Genomic DNA, 17,927 nt, shown 5'->3' on the forward strand with positions numbered 1-17,927 from the left:
GATACTTATCAACCCTTGGCCGCGAGGCGCTTCAGCTTCTCCACGGCGGTGCCGGCGCTTTCGCCATAGGCGATCGTGCCGGCAAAGTCGCCCTTGGAGTTGAGCAGCAGCACCGAGGCGGTGTGGTCCATCGTGTAGTCGCCGTCGCCCGTGTCGACCTTCTTCCAGTAGATGCCGAACGACTTGGCCATGGCATGGACCTTGTCCGGGTCGCCGGTGATGCCGGTGATGCGGTCGGAGAAATTGCTGACATAGGCGTTCATCACCGGCGGCGTGTCACGCTCCGGGTCGACCGAGACGAAATAGGCATGCAAGGTCTTGCCGTCGTCGCCGAGCGTCTTCAGCCAGCCGGAGAGTTCGAACAGCGTCGTCGGGCAGACTTCGGGGCAGTGGGTGAAGCCGAAGAAGACGACGCTGGGCTGCCCCCGGAAGGCGGCTTCGGTGATCGGCGCGCCTTTCTGGTCGACGAGGGTGAAGGGCGCTCCGAACGGTTCGCCGCCATAATGGCCGCGGTACCAGTCGAAGGTCAGCCAGCCGATGCCGGCTGCCATCAGGACGAGAATGCCGACCAGGATAGAACGCATCATCATAAAAGTCCGTCCGCAGAAATCATCGCGCCGGCTCGATGCCGCGCCGGTGCGACAGTCTTGAGCCCTGTTTGGAAATTCTACTCTGGCGGCCATCTGATGGCGTTTTCTGCGCTTCTCAGTTCTTACTGCATGCAGTAGAACTGAGCTCACGGACCATATGTCCACTGCGCTACGGTGTCGAAACCACCACCATATGACTCGCCAGAGCGAATTTCGAAACAGTCTCTTAGCGGTTTGGCCCTGCGCAGGCAAAGTGCCGCGATGCCGCAACCGTGGTGGTGTTGACGCATCCGCTTGCAAAGCCGCACGCCGCGTCCCACCTGATACTGGCAACTCGAACCGCAGGAGGCTCCTTTGCTCGAACTGGTTGGGCGCGAACGGATTGGGCGAAAACTGATCGGCGGCGCCTTGGCCGCGTGCGTCGTTCTTGGCGCAGGCAGCGCGGTCGCCGAGGAAGTCGGCAAGGTCGGCGTCGACTGGGTCGGCAATGACATCATCGTCGAAGCGATCAAGGATCCCAAGGTGGATGGCGTGACCTGCCATGTCTCCTATTTCGACCGCAGCATCATCGACCGCCTGCACAAGGGCAACTGGTTCGAGGATCCCTCCGATTCGTCGATCTCCTGCCGTCAGACCGGCCCGATCACCATCGGCGACATCGACATGAGCGAGGGCGGCGAGGAGGTGTTCAAGCAGGGCCTCAGCCTGATCTGGAAGAAGCAGGTGGTGAACCGCATCTACGACAAGACCAACGAGACGCTGATCTATCTCTCGCATTCGCGTCAGGTGCAGAACGGCTCGGCCAAGATGTCGGTCACCACCGTGCCGCTCTATGGCCAGAACGTGGTGTGGAGCAAGGGCAAGCCGAAATAGGCGGATGGGCGTCTTTTTGTGCTGATTGGCACCACGAGCAATTGCTCCTGCCTTGCGGGAGCAATTGCCCTGAAGTAAAGCGCCGCATGGACCGCACCGAAAACCTCGTCCTGAAAGATCCCGAGCCGCGCATCCATCCGACCGCGGAGCTGAAGGCGTGCAAGCTCGGCCGCTACGCCTCGATCGGTGAACGGGTGGTGCTGCGCGAGGTGAGCGTCGGGGACTTCTCCTATTTCGAGCGCCATGCCGAGGCGATCTATACGAGTATCGGCAAATTCTGCTCGATTGCCGCCAACAGCCGCATCAACGCGCTGGAGCATCCGATCGAGCGACTGACCCAGCACAAGGTCAGCTACCGGCCGAACGAATATTTCCGCTGGCTGGGCGTCGATGCGGCGTTCCGCGCGCGGCGGCAAGCGAAGGCCGTGACCATCGGCCACGACGTCTGGATCGGCCACGGCGCGGTGATCATGCCCGGCATCGCGATCGGCAATGGCGCGGTCGTTGGCGCCAATGCGGTGGTGACGCAGGATGTGCCGCCCTACATGATCGTCGCCGGCGTGCCGGCAAAGCCGCTCCGCTCGCGCTTTGCTCCCGACATAGCGGCGCGGATCGAAGCCCTCGCCTGGTGGGACTGGCCGGTCGAGAAACTCGCCAGGGCGGTTCCCGACATCCAGTCCATGCCGATCGAGGCCTTCCTCGATCGTTGGGAAAACGACGTCGTCTAGGGCGCGCAGGCCATCAGCAGACCGAGAGCGGCGCTGGTGGGCGAGTTGCGGGAAATGGGGCGTCCGCCTGTCCGTGTACCGGTCGCCGCTTTCGGTACTGAAGCCCCTTCCGCCATGCGGGGGTGGCGCGGCGGAAGGGGCCGGAGGTAAACCGCTGTGGAGCGGAACGAACAGGCGCTTTTGCCTGCATCGTTACTATGACATTGAACCGATAAGATGCGTTTTCCGTCGAGTGCCCGCTTCGCGTGTGCCCAATTGCATCCGATGTATTTGCTGCCGGCGGGAACCCAAGACGGCTACCGGTTGTTTCTCATCGGCGCAGCCATTGATGGGTCTCGACAGATGGAAAAGCTCTTCACCAGGATCGCCAACTGGGTCGCCCATATAACCGGCCTGCCGCTGACCTTTGCGGGCTGCTGTGTGATTGTCGTCGTCTGGGCGGTGAGCGGGCCGTTCTTCGGCTTCTCGGACACCTGGCAATTGGTGATCAACACCGGCACGACCATCATCACTTTCCTGATGGTGTTCCTGATCCAGAACACCCAGAACCGCGATGGCGCGGCGATCCAGGCCAAGCTCGATGAGTTGATCCGGGTCAGCGAGGGCCATAACAATTTCATCGGCATCGAGCACCTCACGGAATCCGAAGTCGAGGAAATCCGTGACAAGTGTGAGCGGGCGGCACGGCGGCATGACGAAAAAATCGCCGCCATGGCCGCCAAGAAGGCCGTGGCGCAAAAGCGAGCTCCGAAAAAGCACGCGGCTTGAGGGCTTTCGGATCAGCCTTTGATGAAGTCCGCGAACGCATCCTTGTGATCGGGGTGCCAGCGCGACAGGGCCGGGCGGTTTTCGATGATGTCGCCTATCGCCCAGGCCATGCGCTTCTCGTCCAGCGGCCGCGCTACGTCATTGTCCGGGCACAGGATGTAGAAGTCGCCCCTGACCAGGGATTCCAGCATGAAATCAATGACCTGTTCGCCGGTCCAGGCGCCGGCCGGCTTTTCCGTCGCCCCTTCGGTGAGGCCGGTATAAGTGAAGCCGGGGATGAGCAGATGCGCCGACATTCGGTCGCCCGGTTCGTTGCGCAGCGCATGCGCCAGGCCTTCGGTGAACGTCTTCACGCCGGCCTTGGAGACATTGTAGGCGAGGTTGCCGGGCGGCGTGGTGATGCCTTGCTTGGAACCGGTGTTGATGATCAGGCCCGGCTTGGCCGACGCCAGCATGCGCGGCGCGAAGGCTTCGACGCCATGCACGACACCCCAGAAATTAATGTCGAGCAGCCGTTTCCAGCCATCGCGGTTTTCCCAGGGTTTTCCCGGATTGTCGCCGACGCCGGCATTGTTCATCAGCAGCGAGACCTCGCCGAAGGCGCCGAATGCGCGGTCGGCGAGACGATCGACCTCATCGGCCTTCGAAACATCTGCGGCGACGGCAAGCACGGCATCGTCGCCGGCAATGGCAGAGACGGCGCGGGAGGCATCGTCAAGGCGCGCGCCACCGATGTCTGCGAGCACGATCTTCATGCCCATCAGCGCAAGCCGCTTTGCGGCTGCCAGACCGATGCCGCTGGCGGCGCCGGTGATGACGGCGGTATTGCCGGGGCCAAGCGCGGGCAGGGCGCTCTGGATTTCAGCGTCGGTGATCATGAGCAACAGCATCCTTTTTTCGATGGCGCCGAACTTAGCGCCGGAAACCGCTTGCGCAAGCCTTCGTCAGCACGTGTTCGGGTTGACCAGTCGGGCCGCGACCGCGCATGCTGCCCCACAAATGGAGATTTTCGATTGACGGACTGGATCGCAATTCTGAAAGAGCAGACCGCCACCGGCGACCAGATGGGGCGCGAGGTGCCGCAGATGCTGGCCAACCCCGATATCAGCGAAACCCAGGTGAAGACACTGTTTGCCGCGCTGGAAAAACAGGCCGAGTTCGTCGAGAAGCTGCGCATGGCGTTGGAGAAATTCGGCCATGATTTCTCGATCATCAAGGCAGCCGAAAGGCTGGAGGAGCGCTATGCCGACCTTGCGGCGTCGGTGGCGGAAAAGCTGAAGGCGATGCGTAAATAGAGCAATTCCAGGAAAGGTGTGAAGCGGTTTTCCCGGGGAAAAGCGCGTAGCATTTTCCCCCGGGGAATCGAGTCAGGCAAAGAGCGCTACTTTTCGATCACCCGCGCGAAGCGCGTATCCGGCACGAGCCAGATCGTCGCGACCAGCACATAAAGCGCGACGCCGATCCACTGATTGACGAAGGTCAGCAGGACGGCCGCGATGTAGACGGCCAGCGAGAGCTTGCCCTTGCGGTCGTTGCCCAGCGCCTTGGCGAAGGCGGTGTCGTTGCCGTGCAGGCGATGCAGCGCGGATGCCAGAATAGTGTAAGCGATCGCGCATAGAGCGAGATCGGCGCCATAGACAGCGACCGGAACCGTGGCGAAATGATTCTCGCCCATGAAGGCGGTCGTTACCGGCATCAGCGACAGCCAGAACAACAGATGCAGGTTTGCCCAAAGCACCCGGCCGTCGACGCGTTGTACGGTGTGAAACATGTTGTGCAGATTGTTCCAGTAGATGCCGACATTGATGAAGGACAGCACGTAGCTGAAGAAGACCGGCCACAACGGCAACAAGGCGGAAACATCCTCGCCATGCGGCACTTTCAGTTCGAGGACCATGATGGTGATGATGATGGCCACGACGCCGTCGGTGAATGCCTCGACCCTGCCTTTGCCCATGATCCCCGCCTACAACGAATTTGTCGAAAGACAGTAAACTGTTAGCGCAAGTTCCCGGGCCAATAAACGGCGCTCGGGAAATTCCTCAACTATGTCTGGGAAAACCAGCGCGCCGGTGGCTGCTTTGTCGGCAATGCCTTACCCGTCAGCGGCGTCGGCATCGTCTCGACCTACGTCAGGGCTGTCGCGGCAAGCCCGGCATTTGCCGGCATGATCATCGTCTTTGCGCTGGTGGCGCTGGGCTTTGAGCTAAAACACAGACATTGAGACAAAGCGGGCTCGCCTCAGCCGTTCGGCGTCTCGGGCGCCATGTTGGCGCGCCCTCGTGGCACACCGAGCCCGGTGTCGGGCGGCTCGCCGGCGGCCGGCCTGTTCTCGATCATGTGCAATGTGCGCCAGCCGCCGAAACGGTAGTAGGCCGCGGCCAGCACCAGCGAGGTGATCGAGCCTGCCGGGAAACTCCACCACAGCGCTTCCTCGCCGATCACGCCGCGCATGAAATAGGCAAAGCCGGTGCGCACGATGAGCACCGAAATCACCAGGATGATCAGCGGCGGCATCACCGCTCCGGTGGCGCGCACGGTGGCGAACAGCACGATGGTGATGCCGAACAGGATGAACGACCAGGATGCGGCAGAATTGATGTGCGCGGCGATGTCGATCGCCGCGCTGTCGCTGCTCAGGAACAGGCCGAGGATCGGGCGGTCGAAGAGCCACAGCAGCGCGACCAGGGCGCCGGTCAGGACGAGGTTGAAGCCGACGCCGGAGGCGGCGACGCGGCCGATCCGGTCCCAGCGGCCGGCGCCGACATTCTGCGCAGCCATGGAGGAGACCGCGGCTCCGATGGCCAGCGCCGGCATCTGGATGTAGGTCCACAGCTGCGCCGCGATGCCGTAGGCGGCGGCGACCTGCGACCCGTAGGAGTTGACGATGCCCATCACCGTCAGGGCCGCCGCCGAAATGACGATCATCTGCAGGCCCATCGGCACGCCCTTGAAGACGACGACGCGCAGCAAGCCAGGGTCGGGCCACAGCAGGGCGAGATTGGCGCCGGCCAGCCGCAGCGGGTGCTTGCGGGCATAGAGCACGACAAGGATGGCAATCACGCCCACCGTCTGGCCGATCAGCGTCGCGGTGGCGGAACCGGCGATGCCAAGTTCGGGGAAGGGGCCGATGCCGCGGATCAGCAGCGGGTTGAGCACGATGTCGAGGACGACCGCCAGCGCCATGAAGATGAAGGGCGTGCGTGAATCGCCCGCGCCACGCAGTACGGTCATGACGAAGGACAGAAGGTTCATCATCGGCACGGCGACGAAGATGATGCGCAGATAGGAACGCGCCAGCGGCAAGGCGTCCGCAGGTGTGCCGAGCATGCCCAGGATAGCATTTACCCAGATCCAGCCGCAGACGGCGAAGACCACCGAAATGAAGAAGAAGAAGGTGGCGCTGGTGCCGACGATGCGGCGCGCCTCGGGCAGGTCGCGGGCGCCGACCGACTGCGCCACCAGGATGGTGGCGGCCATGCCGATGCCGAACACGGTGCCCAGGATCAGGAACAGGACGAGGTTGGCGTTGGATGTGGCGGTCAGCGCCGATTCGCCCAGAAAGCGGCCGACCCAGACGGCATTGATCGACCCGTTGAGCGACTGCAGCACGTTGGAACCCAGCACCGGCAAGGCAAACAGCAGCAGCGTGCGCGGGATCGGGCCGCTGGTCAGGTCGCCGGTGCGCCGGCGCGGGGGCATTTTTTCGTCCATGGCTGGCAACTCGGCAAAGGTGATCTGGCCCCACCATCATTGCCGATTCAACGGGGCAGGTCGATGCGGTGTCGGAAAGGTCTGCTGGCGCCCCTTGATCTAATCATGTTCTCAAAACCCCCGGAATGGGCTATTGATCCCCTGGGGCGTGGGGCCCGCATTCCTGTATCTTGTCAATAGCCGGGGGGATCATGTCCGATAGTCCGCTGTTTTCCGAGCGCCTGAACCGGCGCGCGTTTCTCGGTGCGTCCGCCTTGGGCGCGGCCTCGATGGCTCTTTCGGCATGTACGACGACCGAGGTGGTGACGCCGCCGCCGCCGGTGGCCGCGGCGCCACCCGACACGGCGTTCGGCGACACCGCGACCATGTACGCGGCGCGCACCGACGAGGGCTATCAACTGCCGGCGATCCCGGTGGCCAAGCTCGATCCGAAGTTCGTGCGCCAGATCGTGGTCGACCCGACCGGCGAAAAGCCCGGCACCATCGTCGTCGATGTCTCCGAGCACTTCCTCTATCTGGTGCGCGACGGCGGCAAGGCCATCCGCTACGGCGTCAGCTTAGGGAAGGCCGGTTTCGGCTGGACCGGCAGCGCCGTGGTTCAGGCACGGAAGAAATGGCCGGTGTGGACGCCGCCGCCGGAAATGATCCAGCGCCGGCCGGAACTGGCGAAATTCAAGGACGGCATGCCGCCAGGCCCGCAGAGCCCGCTCGGCGCACGCGCGCTCTACCTGTTCCGCGACGGCAAGGACACGATGTACCGGCTGCACGGCACACCGGAGTGGGATTCCATCGGCAAGAACGCATCGTCGGGCTGTGTGCGCTTCATGAACCAGGACATCATCGACCTCTACAGCCGCGTCAACGGTCCCGCGCAGGTCTTCGTGCGGCCCAACCTGTCGGCTGCCGGCAAGATCATGGCCGTGTCGAGCAGGACGGCCGAGCCGATCGATGCCGGCGTGCCGAAGGATGCCGAGTTCTTGAAGTAAGTACCTCCACGATCGACGGTTCGATCGGAATAACTCAGGCGGACGCGCCAAGCGCGTCCGCCTGGATCGCCCTGATTACTTCTTGGCCAGACCCGGCAGCGTGACCTGATAGACCAGAAACATGGTGTCGACATTGGCGCCGTCATCGGCCTTGTAGGGCGCGCCGATCTGAAAACCGTCCTGGGCAAGGAAGTCGTTGTCATTGGCGACGAACAGGAAATAGTCGTTGGGCAGCTTCGGATCGAGCACGCTGGCCAGCGACATCGCTTCCCATTTCTCGGACAGGTTGTTGTGGTCGTTCGGCGCGCCATTGTGCAGGCCGAAGCGATTGAGCTGCGCATTGTCGTTGATGTCGATGAACGGCGTCAGTCTGGCCGGCGTCACCGACGGATCGAGCACCCCCTTGGGCGCGACCGGCTTGTCGGCGGCGTCGAAAGGACCGCCCGCGATGTCGGTTGCGGCCGAAACGTCGACGACGAAGATCTGGCGCAGAAGCGAGGTGTCGCCCTTGACGCCCTGGCCGTTGCCGCTGTCGCGCGCCAGCATCAGAAAGGACGTGTCCGACAGCGCCACGATCTCGCTTTGCGCGGCGACCTTGGTCTTGCCCTTGGCGTCCTTGAACACCGGCAGCGGCACGACATATTCGTGCGCCAGCTTCAGATGGGCGAGGTCGGAGGCGTCATAGACCAGCGCCCTGGTGTTTTGCCGGGTCGAACCTGAATCGCCGCCATCCTGCCGGGTCGCCGACTGCAGCACGGCGATCAGGAACTTGCCGTCCGGCGTCATCGCCATGCCTTCCAGGCCCTGGTTGTTCTGGCGGCCGGTCTCGGGATCCTTCGGGTCGGGCTCGGCGGCACCGGGGCCAGGATTGTCCGAGGAGAAGTTCGGCGCGCCCTTGCGCATCGGCACCAGCGCCGCCGGCGGCTGTGTCGCCGACAGCAGACGGCCCTGCGCCGAGAAGCGGTAGATGTTGGGGCCATATTCGTCGGAGATGAACATCGAGCCGTCGGGCAGCCGCACGATCGCCTCGTTGTCGAGGGCGAGCTTGCCATTGGTGGCGGCGGGCAGCGTCGGCATGTCACCGGTGGCGGCGCGCACATCCGACAGCGGGTCGAGGCCGGTGGCATTGGCGCCCTCGTCGGTCAGAAGCATGGTGTCGGTGAGCGTCGCCTTGACTTCGGTCTGTCCCTGGCCAGCGGCGCCTGGTGCCGCCGGCGTGAACTCGATGCCGATGGTGTTGAGGCGCGGTCGGTAGTCGGTGGTGCCGGCGACATTGTAGCCGCGGTCCGGCAGCAGCCAGAGCGACCCCTTGTAGGTGCCCGCATCATGCGTCCAGCTCGATGTGTCGATCGCCATGCCGGAACCCGAGCCGAACGTCTCGCCGAATTTGTCGCGCTGTGCGGCAGGGATGCGGCCGACGCCGACCAGGCCCTTGTTGACGAGGCCGCCTGCTGTCGTGGTGCTGTCGGCGAGCGCCGGCGTGAGAGCGGTGAACAAGGCCAGCGCGATCCCGAGCGAGGCGGTTCGGTGCAGGTGTTTCATGGATGATCCTCTTTGTGAAAGATGTGCCGGGGCGGCCGAAAAGCTGAAAGAGGCGGTACATCGATGATGCCGCGCGCCGCCCCCCGAAAGCGGTCTACGGCGCGAACATGATGCTTGCGTGACAGTGCGGCATGCCTGCCCGCCGGCGTGTTCGCCGGCCGAAAAAACACCCGCTCGGATGCGCAAGTGCAGTACTGGACACTTATGTCTAGTGCATATATGTTGCTGCCTCGGACGCATTGGGAGGGAAGCCTTGAAGTCGCACTACCGTGCAGTCGTCATCGGGGGCGGGGTGGTCGGCGCCTCGGTGCTCTACCACCTGACGCGGTTCGGCTGGTCCGATGTGGCGCTGATCGAACGTGCGGAACTGACGGCCGGCTCGACCTGGCATGCGGCTGCCGGGTTTCATGCGCTCAACGCTGATCCCAACGTCGCGGCGCTGCAGGATTACACCATCAAGCTCTATCGCGAGATCGAGGCCGAATCCGGCCGGGATATCGGCTTGCACATGACCGGCGGCGTCAACATGGCCAGCGATCCCCAGCGCTGGGAATGGCTGAAATCGGCATGGGCGGTGTTCCAGTCGGTCGGCATCGAAACCGCCCGGCTGGTGACGCCCGACGAAATCAAGGAAATCTGTCCGATTGTCGACGTCACTGGCGTGCTCGGTGGTCTCTACGATGCCAATGAGGGTCATCTCGACCCCTATGGCACGACGCATGCCTATGCGGGTGCCGCCAAGAAGCGCGGCGCCGACGTGATCCTGCGCAACCGTGTCGCCGAGTTGAAGTCTCGCGCGGACGGCCATTGGGACGTCGTCACGGAGCAGGGCACCATCATCGCCGAGCATGTCGTCAACGCCGGCGGGCTGTGGGCAAAGCAGCTCGGCCGCATGGCCGGCGTCGACCTGCCGGTGACGCCGATGGAGCACCATTATTTCGTCACCGAGGACATTCCCGAGATCGCCGCTCTCGACCGGGAGCTTGGCCTTGCGGTCGATCTCGACGGCTTTTCCTACCTGCGCCAGGAGCGCAAAGGCGTGCTGCTCGGCGTCTACGAGCAGAACCCCAAGCATTGGAACATGGACGGCGCGCCATGGGACTACGGCATCGAGCTGATCCCGGAGGACATAGACCGCATCAGCCCGGAACTCGCCAAGGCGCATGAGCGCTTTCCCTGCCTGGCGAGCGCCGGCGTCCGCAAATGGGTCAACGGCGCTTTCACCTTTACCCCCGACGGCAATCCGATCGTCGGACCGGTGCGCGGCCTGAAAAACTACTGGGTCGCCTGCGGCGTCATGGCCGGCTTCAGCCAGGGCGGCGGTGTCGGCAAATCGCTGGCCGAATGGATGATCCACGGCGAGCCGCAGGCCGACATTTTCGGCATGGACATTGCCCGCTACGGCGCCTTCGCCGCCAACCGCGAATATCTCAGACAAACGACGCGGCAATTCTATGCGCGCCGTTTCGTCATGACTTTCCCCAATGAGCGGCTGCCGGCGGGCCGGCCCTTGAAACGCCCCGGCGCCTATGACGGGATGAGTGCGGCGGGCTGCGAATGGACGGCGTCGTGGGGGCTGGAAATCCCGGCCTATTTCGCGCCGATGGGCTTTCGCGAGAACACCACGCTCAAGCGCTCCAACGCCTTCGACATCGTCGGCGATGAAGCGCTGCAGGTGCGGCGGGCCGCCGGTCTCCTCGATATCTCGGCCTATGCGCGCTATGCGGTGACGGGACCAAATGCCAGGGCATGGCTCGATCGGCTGCTTGCCTGCAAGCTGCCGAAAGCCGGACAGGCGCGGCTGGCGCCGATGCTCGGGCCGGACGGGCGGCTGAAGGGCGACCTCACCGTGATCAACTGGCCCGACGGCGACTATTGGCTGATGGGCTCCTACTATCTCAGGGAATTCCACATGCGCTGGTTCGAGAGACAGGCAGGAGAGGGCGTCACGGTCACCGACATCTCGGACGCGACGGGCGGCTTCCTGCTGACCGGGCCAAATGCGCGCAAAATCCTGGAACGCACCACGCATCAGGATGTGTGCGGCGCGGCACTGCCCTTCATGGCCTGCGGCGCGTTCGACATCGGCATGGTGCAGGCGCGGGTTGCCCGCCTCTCCATCGCGGGCGAGCTGGGCTTCGAGATCAACTGCCCGGTAACCACGCATGCGACGTTGCGTGAGACACTGCTCGCCGCCGGCGAGGATCTCGGCCTGGCCGAGATCGGCTACTACGCGCTGAATGCGCTGCGACTGGAGAAAAGCTTCGGCATCTGGTCGCGCGAATTCACGCAGGGCTACATGCCAGGCCAGACCGGCCTCGACCGGTTCATTGCCTTCGACAAGGGCGAGTTCGTCGGCCGCGAGGCGGCGCTGAAGGAGCGCAACGTTGGGGTGGCGCAACGGATCGTGACGCTGGAGGTCGACGCCGTCGATGCCGACGCCAGCGGCTTCGAGCCGGTCTGGCGCGACGGCCGGCGCGTCGGCTTCGTCACTTCGGGTGGCTTTGGCTACACGATCGGCAAGAGCGTCGCGCTGGCGTTGGTCGACGGCGATTTCGCCGAGGAGGGGACGGCGCTTTCGGTGCACATTGTCGGCGTCGAACGGCCGGCTCGCGTCATCGCGGCGTCGCCCTACGATGCCTCGGGCAGGGCGATGCGGCAATGAGGAGGATTTTCGATGATCGATGACGCGGCACGAGACATGAGGCGCGAGCGCCGGCGTGGACGCACGGGCGAGGCCGGCAGCGAAAGCAGCCGCCGACCCAACTACCGGTCGTTGAAGAACCCGTTCCTGCCGCAGCCGATCTTTTCGGATGACCAGGTGGCTTCCATCCACGACACGGCGCTGCGCGTGCTGGAGGAACTCGGCATCAAGGTGCTCTTGCGGCAGGCGCGGGAGATTTTCGCCCGCGCCGGTGCGTTTGTGGACCCGGACACCGACATGGTGCGCATCGGCCGCGACATCGTGGCCGCGGCACTGGCCTCGGCGCCGAAATCAATTCCAGCGCTGGCGGGCGACCGCAGCCGCGATCTTTTGCTCGAGCTCGGCTCGATGACGTTCCTCGCCGGCGCTGGCGCGCCCAACGTCACCGATCTCGAACGCGGCCGCCGGCCGGGAACGCTCGGCGCCTTCGAGGAATTGACCAAGCTCATCCAGCATTTCGACGTACTGCACATGCTTTGCCCCTGCATCGAGCCGCAGGATGTCGACAACCGTTTACGCCACTATGCCGTCAACCGCGCGCAGCTGACGCTGTCCGACAAGTTCCCCTTTGTCTTCGCTCGCGGCACGCCGCAGGTCGAGGATGGGTTCGAGATGATCCGGCTGGCGCGCGGGCTGTCAGAGGATGAATTCCGCGCTGGCGCCCATTGCTACACCATCATCAACACCAATTCACCGCGCCAGCTCGACATTCCGATGGCGCAAGGCATCATCGACTTCGCTCGCGCCGGGCAGGTCCTGGTCATCACGCCGTTCTGCCTGGCCGGCGCGATGGCGCCGATCACGGTCGCCGGCGCGCTGACGCTGCAGCATGCCGAGGCGCTGGCCGGTCTGGCACTGGCGCAGATCGTGCGCCCGGGCGCACCCGTGCTCTACGGTTCGTTCTCTTCCAATGTCGACATGAAGTCGGGCGCTCCGGCGTTCGGCACGCCCGAGCACGTCAAGGCGACACTGGGGGCCGGCCAATTGGCGCGCTTCATCGGCCTTCCCTGGCGTTCAGGCGCCGGCAGTGCCGCCAACATTTCCGATGCGCAGGCAGCCCATGAGTCGCAGTTCGCCCTGTGGGGCTCGGTGCTTGCCGGCGCCACCGTCTGTATTCACGCAGCGGGCTGGCTGGAAGGTGGCCTGAGTGTCTCTTTCGAGAAGCTGATCACCGACATCGAGGCGGTGCAGTCGATTGCCGAGCTTTGCGCGGCAACGCCTGGCGACGACGACGCGATCGGTTTCGAGGCCATCGCCGAAGTGCAGCCGGGCGGGCATTTCTTCTCGGCCGGCCACACCATGGCGCGCTACCGCACCGCATTCTATGAGCCACTGGTGGCCGACTGGTCGAATTTCGGCAACTGGACGCAAAGCGGATCAAAGACCGCCAGCGAGCGCGCCACCGGCATCTGGAAACGCATCCTTGCCGATTTCGAGCCGCCCGCTTCGGCTGCCGCCACCGCCGGAGTGCTCGACGAATTCATCGCGCGGCGCACCGAAGAGGGCGGCGCGCCACCGGTGTCGTGAGGAGCGAGCTTTCGCGAGACACCCGGTCCTTGCCGCGACTTTCGCGGCGTGACCGGTGCCGGGGTCATTGGCAAGCGGTGCACGCCGTGCAGAAATGCGCTTCATGCGCGAAGCCCTGATCGCCTTGGTGATTTTCCTGTGCCTGGCGGCGGCGCCGCTGGCCAGCATGGCGATATGGCCGAGGCTGCCGGCCAGGCATCGCGACGACGACACGAACAATGTCGTGCGGCTCGCCGCCAATCTGTTCGGCGTCATGACCTCGCTGGTGCTCGGCCTGATGATCAATTCGGCCAAGAACACCTTCGAATCGATTGATCACAATGTGCACGCCTATGCGACGGAGCTCATCCTGCTCGACAGGACATTGCGCCAGTACGGGCCGGAAGCCGATGCGGTGCGCCAGCCGCTGGTCGCTTATGTGCAGCGGGTGGTGGCCACCTCGTCGCAAAACAGTGAAACGACTCTCGTCGCCAATCAGCTGTCCGAACATCTTTTGACGGAGATCGGCACGCGGCTGAACGCGCTGACGCTGTCCGATGCGACGCATGGCCCGCTGTTGCAGGATGCGCGTCAGCGCCTGCAGAAGGTGCTGGAAATGCGCTGGGTGCTGATCGAACAGTCGGAGGGCGCTATCCCCTGGCCGCTGATTGCCATGCTGGTTGCGTGGCTGGCGCTGATCTTCGCTAGTTTCGGGTTCAGGGCGCCGAAGAATGTGATCACGCTTGCAACCTATGTCGTCTCGGCCGCGCTGATTGCCGGGGCGATCTACTTGATCCTCGACATGGACGTGCCGTTCTCCGGCCCGATCCAGATTTCGCCGGCACCGCTGGAGCGGGCATTGGCGGAATTGCAGCGGTGATGCGGAACCGGCGGCATTCCCGAGCATTCATGGGAATGAACCACGGAGGACGACATGGGTTTCGACCAGTATCACGAACCGCCTGAAGACCTGTCGCAGAAGGTGCGGACCTTTGCCCGCATGATCACCTCACTGATCGAGGAGGCGGAAGCGATCGGCTGGTACGAACAGCGCATCTCGGTGGAGAAGGATCCGCAAGCGCGGGCCATCATGCAGAACGCGCAAGGCGAGGAGTTCAAGCATTTCGGGATGGACCTGGAATTCCTGCTGCGCCAGAAGAAGGATTGGCGGGCGGAATTGAAGGAAATCCTGTTCACCACGGGCGACATCGTCAAGGCCGGCGAGCGGGGCGAGAAGAAGGTGGATTGATAGCTTGCGCCATCAATCGCTGTCGCGCGCGACCAGCTCCAGCGGCCAGACTTCGTGGATGATACGCGGGCCTTCCGGGCCGGCGAAGGCGGGAAGCGAGGCCAGCAGCATTTCGGCCAGACGCCGGCCCATCGGCTCCAGCGCCGGACGGAAGGCGGTCAGCGCCGGGGAAAAATAGCGGCAGAGCGGCGTGTCGACGATGACGGTCACCGCGATGTCGTGGCCCGGCCGGATGCCCATCTCGGCCAGCGCCTTGCAGCCGCCGAGGGCCATGGCGTCGTTGTTGAAGATGATGGCTGTCGGCCGGTCCTTTGCCAGCATCACGCGCGGCGTCACCTGGTAGCCGCCGGCCTCGTTGATGAAGCCGTCGGCGATAAGCGCGGGGTCGACCTCGATGCCGTGCCGCTTCAGGGCTTTGCGGTAGCCGTCGAGGAACAGATGGCTGAAATTGAGATTGAGGGAAGGGCGGATGGCGGCAATGCGGCGGTGGCCGCGCGCCACCAGGCGGTCGACTGCGTCGCTGCCTGCCTGCTCAAAATCGAGGTCGAGCGAGGGATAGGTCTTGCCGCCGCTGCGGCTGCGGCCGAGCGTGGCGAAGGGGAAGCCGACCTGTGTGAGATAATCGATGCGCTCGTCCTGGCGCCGCGTCCAGGCCAGCAGCACGGCATCGGCGCGGCGGGTCTCGACGACGCGGCGCAGGCGCTCCTGCTGATAGTCGCCCGGCGCGCCCATCACCACGGTCAGGTCGAGCCCGCTTTCGGCAAGGCGGCCCTGGACCCCGATCAGGAAGGGAATGAAGAACGGTTCGCCATATTGCTGGTCGCCGGGATGCGGCTGCAGCATGAAGGCGATCGAATGGGTCGCGCCTTGCCTGAGACTGCGGCCGGACTGGTTGGGTGAATAGTTCAGCTTCTTGGCGGCGTCGAGCACGCGCTGGCGCGTGTCGGCATTGACGTCGGCTCGGCCGTTCAGCGCCCGCGATACGGTGCCGATCGAAATGTTCAGGTGACGCGCTAGGTCGTGGATGCTGGACGCCAAAGACTTTCTCCCCCGAGCTTCGCTAGCATTGGCCGGTGCCGAGGCCAAGGCGAAAGACGATTTTCGCGAGCTGCCAATTGACATTCTACGCTATCGGGTGTGTTGTCGTAAACGTTTACGGAAAAACGTTTACGGTGATGCCGTGGATGCCGTGACGATCGGTCTGGAGGGACCGAGCGGAGGAGAAACGCCGGATGATGAATGTCGTCCTCGTCGGCTGCGGCGCGATGAGCAGGCAATGGCTCGATGCCGCGAGGCAGATCGATGGGCTTGCCATTGTCGGCCTTGTCGACCTCGACGCCGAGCGGGCGAAGGCGAGGGCGCACGAATACGACCTCACCGGCATCGTCATCGGCACCAGCCTTGACGCGGTGCTCTCCCAGACCAGGCCCGACGCGGTGTTCGATGTCGTCGTTCCCGCTGCCCGGCGCGAGGTCGCGCTTTCGGCCTTCGCCCACAATTGCCATCTCTTGACCGAAAAGCCGCTGGCCGACAGTCCTGAAAACGCGCGCGCCATCGTCGATGCGGCTCGCCAGGCCGGACGCATCCATGCCGTCGTGCAGAATCGCCGCTACGTCGCCAATGTCAGGCGCATCCGCCGCTTCCTGGACTCCGGCGCCATTGGCGCGGCGACCAGCATCCATGCCGATTTCTTCGTCGCGCCGCATTTCGGCGGCTTTCGAGAGGAGATGGCGCATGTGCTGCTGCTCGACATGGCCATCCACACTTTCGACGCCGCCCGCTACATGGCCGGCGGCGAGCCGGCTGGTGTCTATTGCCAGGAATGGGAGCCGGCCAATTCCTGGTACCGGCAGGGCTCGTCGGCAAGCGCGGTCTTCGATCTCGGCGGCGGCAAGGTCTTCACCTATGCCGGTTCCTGGTGCGCCGACGGCTTCCGCACCAGCTGGGAAGGCAGCTGGCGCATCGTCGCCGAGCGTGGCAGCCTCATCTGGGACGGCCATGACCTCTTGAAGGCGGAGGTGGTGGCGACGGGCCGCGATGGGCTGTTCGCCAAGACCCAGCCGATCGACGTGCCGCCGCTCGATCCAGCCGACCGCGTCGGCGGTCATCTCGGCATCATAAGGGATTTCATCCACGCCATCGAGACCGGGACCGAGCCGGAGACGCGCGGCACCGACAACATCAAGAGCCTGGCCATGGTTTTCGGCGCGATCGAGAGCGCCGAAACCGGACGCCGCGTGGCGATTTCATAGGAACACGATGATGCCAAACCCGCTTCTCGACATCAGGATCGGCACCATGGTGCGGGCTAACCTCGACGACCCGGCGGCGTATATCAAGCAGATCCTGCCGCTCGGCTTCGAGAGCATCCAGCCCTTCTTCTGGCAGACGCTGGGCGGCAAGGATCTTCCACGCCTTGCCGGCGAAATCCGCGACGCGATCGGCGATGCCGATGTCACGGTCTCGTCCATCGGCGTCTTTGGCAATCCACTGGAGAGCGGCGAGGTCGATCGCGGCGTGCTCGCGGCCTGGGAAACGGTCATCGACAATGCGCATCTGTTCGGCACTTCCATGGTCAGTGGCTTCACCGGGCGCCTGCGCGGCAAGAAGCTGACCGACAGCCTGCCGCGCTTTCGCGAAGTGTGGGGGCCGCTGGCCAGGCGCGCCGCCGACAAGGGCGTGCGCATCGCCTTCGAGAATTGCGCCATGGACGGCAATTGGGCGGCCGGCGACTGGAACATCGCCCACAATCCGGACGCCTGGGAGCTAATGTTCAACGAAGTGCCGGACGAGGCTCTCGGGCTCGAATGGGAACCCTGCCACCAGCTCGTCTATCTGATCGATCCGATCCCGCAGATCCGCAAATGGGCGCCGCGCATCTTCCATGTCCATGGCAAGGACGCCACCGTGCGCTGGGATGTCATCCGCGAGCACGGCGTGTTCGGCCGTCTGCCTTTCGTACAGATGCGCACGCCCGGCTTCGGCGACAGCGACTGGACGCGGGTGATCAGCGAATTGCGGCTGGCCGGCTACAAGGGCGCCATCGACATAGAGGGTTGGCACGACCCGGTCTATCGCGACGCTCTCGAGATCACCGGCCAGATCCGGGCGCTGGAGTATCTCAAGCAATGCCGAGGAGGCGCCAGCTACCTGCAAAATCCGACGTGAGGACAAATTTGGTGAGAGGATTGGCCGGCGGAGGAGCCGGTTCGTAAGTGGCGAAGCAATCGTCAAGAGCCCCTCGGCTGACGAGGGAAACAATGGGAG

The 17,927-nt window shown here is 64.2% G+C and carries 17 protein-coding genes; 11 read left to right on the forward strand and 6 right to left on the reverse strand.

The window, feature by feature from the left end; genetic code table 11:
- Positions 1-8: 8 nt before the first annotated feature.
- Positions 9-587: an SCO family protein gene (locus D3242_RS04760; protein ID WP_027047022.1), complete on the reverse strand. Its 579-nt coding sequence runs from the start codon at positions 585-587 to the stop codon at positions 9-11.
- 357 nt (positions 588-944) lie between these two features.
- On the opposite strand from D3242_RS04760, the gene D3242_RS04765 reads away from it, so the two are divergent.
- The 3 genes from D3242_RS04765 (at position 945) to D3242_RS04775 (ending at position 2,959) form a co-directional block, all read left to right on the forward strand.
- A complete protein-coding gene (locus D3242_RS04765; protein WP_019859072.1) occupies positions 945-1,463 on the forward strand; it encodes a CreA family protein in 519 nt (172 codons plus the stop codon).
- A gap of 86 nt (positions 1,464-1,549) precedes the next feature.
- Complete coding sequence (locus D3242_RS04770; protein WP_038647706.1) at positions 1,550-2,191, forward strand: transferase hexapeptide repeat family protein; 642 nt, start codon at positions 1,550-1,552, stop codon at positions 2,189-2,191.
- Between the two features lie 342 nt (positions 2,192-2,533).
- A complete protein-coding gene (locus D3242_RS04775; RefSeq protein WP_027047021.1) occupies positions 2,534-2,959 on the forward strand; it encodes a low affinity iron permease family protein in 426 nt (141 codons plus the stop codon).
- 11 nt (positions 2,960-2,970) lie between these two features.
- On the opposite strand, the gene D3242_RS04780 is transcribed toward D3242_RS04775, so the two are convergent.
- The gene (locus tag D3242_RS04780) at positions 2,971-3,837 is read right to left on the reverse strand and encodes an SDR family NAD(P)-dependent oxidoreductase (RefSeq protein WP_027047020.1); all 867 of its coding nucleotides are present in this window, start codon (positions 3,835-3,837) and stop codon (positions 2,971-2,973) included.
- Between the two features lie 135 nt (positions 3,838-3,972).
- Here D3242_RS04780 and D3242_RS04785 point away from each other — a divergent pair, with 135 nt between their 5' ends.
- Positions 3,973-4,254 carry a hypothetical protein gene (locus D3242_RS04785; RefSeq protein ID WP_064983824.1) on the forward strand — a complete coding sequence of 94 codons (282 nt, stop codon included), beginning with the start codon at positions 3,973-3,975 and terminating at the stop codon, positions 4,252-4,254.
- 86 nt (positions 4,255-4,340) lie between these two features.
- On the opposite strand, the gene D3242_RS04790 is transcribed toward D3242_RS04785, so the two are convergent.
- Positions 4,341-4,916 (reverse strand): TMEM175 family protein, encoded by a 576-nt coding sequence (locus tag D3242_RS04790; RefSeq protein WP_019859067.1) that lies wholly within the window; start codon positions 4,914-4,916, stop codon positions 4,341-4,343.
- Between the two features lie 284 nt (positions 4,917-5,200).
- Complete coding sequence (locus D3242_RS04800; RefSeq protein WP_019859066.1) at positions 5,201-6,673, reverse strand: MATE family efflux transporter; 1,473 nt, start codon at positions 6,671-6,673, stop codon at positions 5,201-5,203.
- A gap of 191 nt (positions 6,674-6,864) precedes the next feature.
- On the opposite strand from D3242_RS04800, the gene D3242_RS04805 reads away from it, so the two are divergent.
- Positions 6,865-7,659 (forward strand): L,D-transpeptidase, encoded by a 795-nt coding sequence (locus D3242_RS04805; protein ID WP_019859065.1) that lies wholly within the window; start codon positions 6,865-6,867, stop codon positions 7,657-7,659.
- 75 nt (positions 7,660-7,734) lie between these two features.
- Here the strand turns inward: D3242_RS04805 and D3242_RS04810 are convergent, their stop codons facing one another.
- On the reverse strand, positions 7,735-9,201 hold the full coding sequence (locus D3242_RS04810) for an esterase-like activity of phytase family protein (RefSeq protein WP_064983826.1): 1,467 nt from the start codon (positions 9,199-9,201) through the stop codon (positions 7,735-7,737).
- Positions 9,202-9,454: 253 nt separating this feature from the next.
- Here D3242_RS04810 and D3242_RS04815 point away from each other — a divergent pair, with 253 nt between their 5' ends.
- The 4 genes from D3242_RS04815 (at position 9,455) to D3242_RS04830 (ending at position 14,660) form a co-directional block, all read left to right on the forward strand.
- A complete protein-coding gene (locus D3242_RS04815) occupies positions 9,455-11,866 on the forward strand; it encodes a GcvT family protein (RefSeq protein WP_064983827.1) in 2,412 nt (803 codons plus the stop codon).
- A gap of 12 nt (positions 11,867-11,878) precedes the next feature.
- Entirely contained in the window at positions 11,879-13,432 is a 1,554-nt protein-coding gene (locus D3242_RS04820; RefSeq protein ID WP_064983829.1) for a trimethylamine methyltransferase family protein, read from the forward strand.
- A 103-nt stretch (positions 13,433-13,535) separates the two neighbouring features.
- Positions 13,536-14,291: a bestrophin-like domain gene (locus D3242_RS04825; protein ID WP_027047018.1), complete on the forward strand. Its 756-nt coding sequence runs from the start codon at positions 13,536-13,538 to the stop codon at positions 14,289-14,291.
- A gap of 54 nt (positions 14,292-14,345) precedes the next feature.
- Positions 14,346-14,660: a ferritin family protein gene (locus tag D3242_RS04830; protein ID WP_019859060.1), complete on the forward strand. Its 315-nt coding sequence runs from the start codon at positions 14,346-14,348 to the stop codon at positions 14,658-14,660.
- Positions 14,661-14,672: 12 nt separating this feature from the next.
- Here D3242_RS04830 and D3242_RS04835 read toward each other — a convergent pair whose 3' ends face one another.
- Positions 14,673-15,698, reverse strand: a complete 1,026-nt coding sequence (locus tag D3242_RS04835) for a LacI family DNA-binding transcriptional regulator (RefSeq protein WP_027047017.1) — start codon at positions 15,696-15,698, stop codon at positions 14,673-14,675.
- A 194-nt stretch (positions 15,699-15,892) separates the two neighbouring features.
- On the opposite strand from D3242_RS04835, the gene D3242_RS04840 reads away from it, so the two are divergent.
- Positions 15,893-16,912 (forward strand): Gfo/Idh/MocA family protein, encoded by a 1,020-nt coding sequence (locus tag D3242_RS04840; RefSeq protein WP_019859058.1) that lies wholly within the window; start codon positions 15,893-15,895, stop codon positions 16,910-16,912.
- A 7-nt stretch (positions 16,913-16,919) separates the two neighbouring features.
- A complete protein-coding gene (locus D3242_RS04845) occupies positions 16,920-17,828 on the forward strand; it encodes a sugar phosphate isomerase/epimerase family protein (protein ID WP_064983831.1) in 909 nt (302 codons plus the stop codon).
- Positions 17,829-17,927 lie beyond the last annotated feature (99 nt).

The sequence above is a fragment of the Mesorhizobium jarvisii genome, from assembly GCF_003601985.1.
GTDB lineage: Bacteria > Pseudomonadota > Alphaproteobacteria > Rhizobiales > Rhizobiaceae > Mesorhizobium > Mesorhizobium jarvisii.

Bases quoted from the DNA above. Each gene is read 5' to 3' on its own strand.
- D3242_RS04760 (WP_027047022.1), bottom strand. From the start codon at position 587: ATGATGCGTTCTATCCTGGTCGGCATTCTCGTCCTGATGGCAGCCGGC.
- D3242_RS04770 (WP_038647706.1), top strand. From the start codon at position 1,550: ATGGACCGCACCGAAAACCTCGTCCTGAAAGATCCCGAGCCGCGCATC.
- D3242_RS04775 (WP_027047021.1), top strand. From the start codon at position 2,534: ATGGAAAAGCTCTTCACCAGGATCGCCAACTGGGTCGCCCATATAACC.
- D3242_RS04780 (WP_027047020.1), bottom strand. From the start codon at position 3,837: ATGATCACCGACGCTGAAATCCAGAGCGCCCTGCCCGCGCTTGGCCCC.
- D3242_RS04790 (WP_019859067.1), bottom strand. From the start codon at position 4,916: ATGGGCAAAGGCAGGGTCGAGGCATTCACCGACGGCGTCGTGGCCATC.
- D3242_RS04800 (WP_019859066.1), bottom strand. From the start codon at position 6,673: ATGGACGAAAAAATGCCCCCGCGCCGGCGCACCGGCGACCTGACCAGC.
- D3242_RS04805 (WP_019859065.1), top strand. From the start codon at position 6,865: ATGTCCGATAGTCCGCTGTTTTCCGAGCGCCTGAACCGGCGCGCGTTT.
- D3242_RS04810 (WP_064983826.1), bottom strand. From the start codon at position 9,201: ATGAAACACCTGCACCGAACCGCCTCGCTCGGGATCGCGCTGGCCTTG.
- D3242_RS04820 (WP_064983829.1), top strand. From the start codon at position 11,879: ATGATCGATGACGCGGCACGAGACATGAGGCGCGAGCGCCGGCGTGGA.
- D3242_RS04825 (WP_027047018.1), top strand. From the start codon at position 13,536: ATGCGCGAAGCCCTGATCGCCTTGGTGATTTTCCTGTGCCTGGCGGCG.
- D3242_RS04830 (WP_019859060.1), top strand. From the start codon at position 14,346: ATGGGTTTCGACCAGTATCACGAACCGCCTGAAGACCTGTCGCAGAAG.
- D3242_RS04840 (WP_019859058.1), top strand. From the start codon at position 15,893: ATGATGAATGTCGTCCTCGTCGGCTGCGGCGCGATGAGCAGGCAATGG.
- D3242_RS04845 (WP_064983831.1), top strand. From the start codon at position 16,920: ATGATGCCAAACCCGCTTCTCGACATCAGGATCGGCACCATGGTGCGG.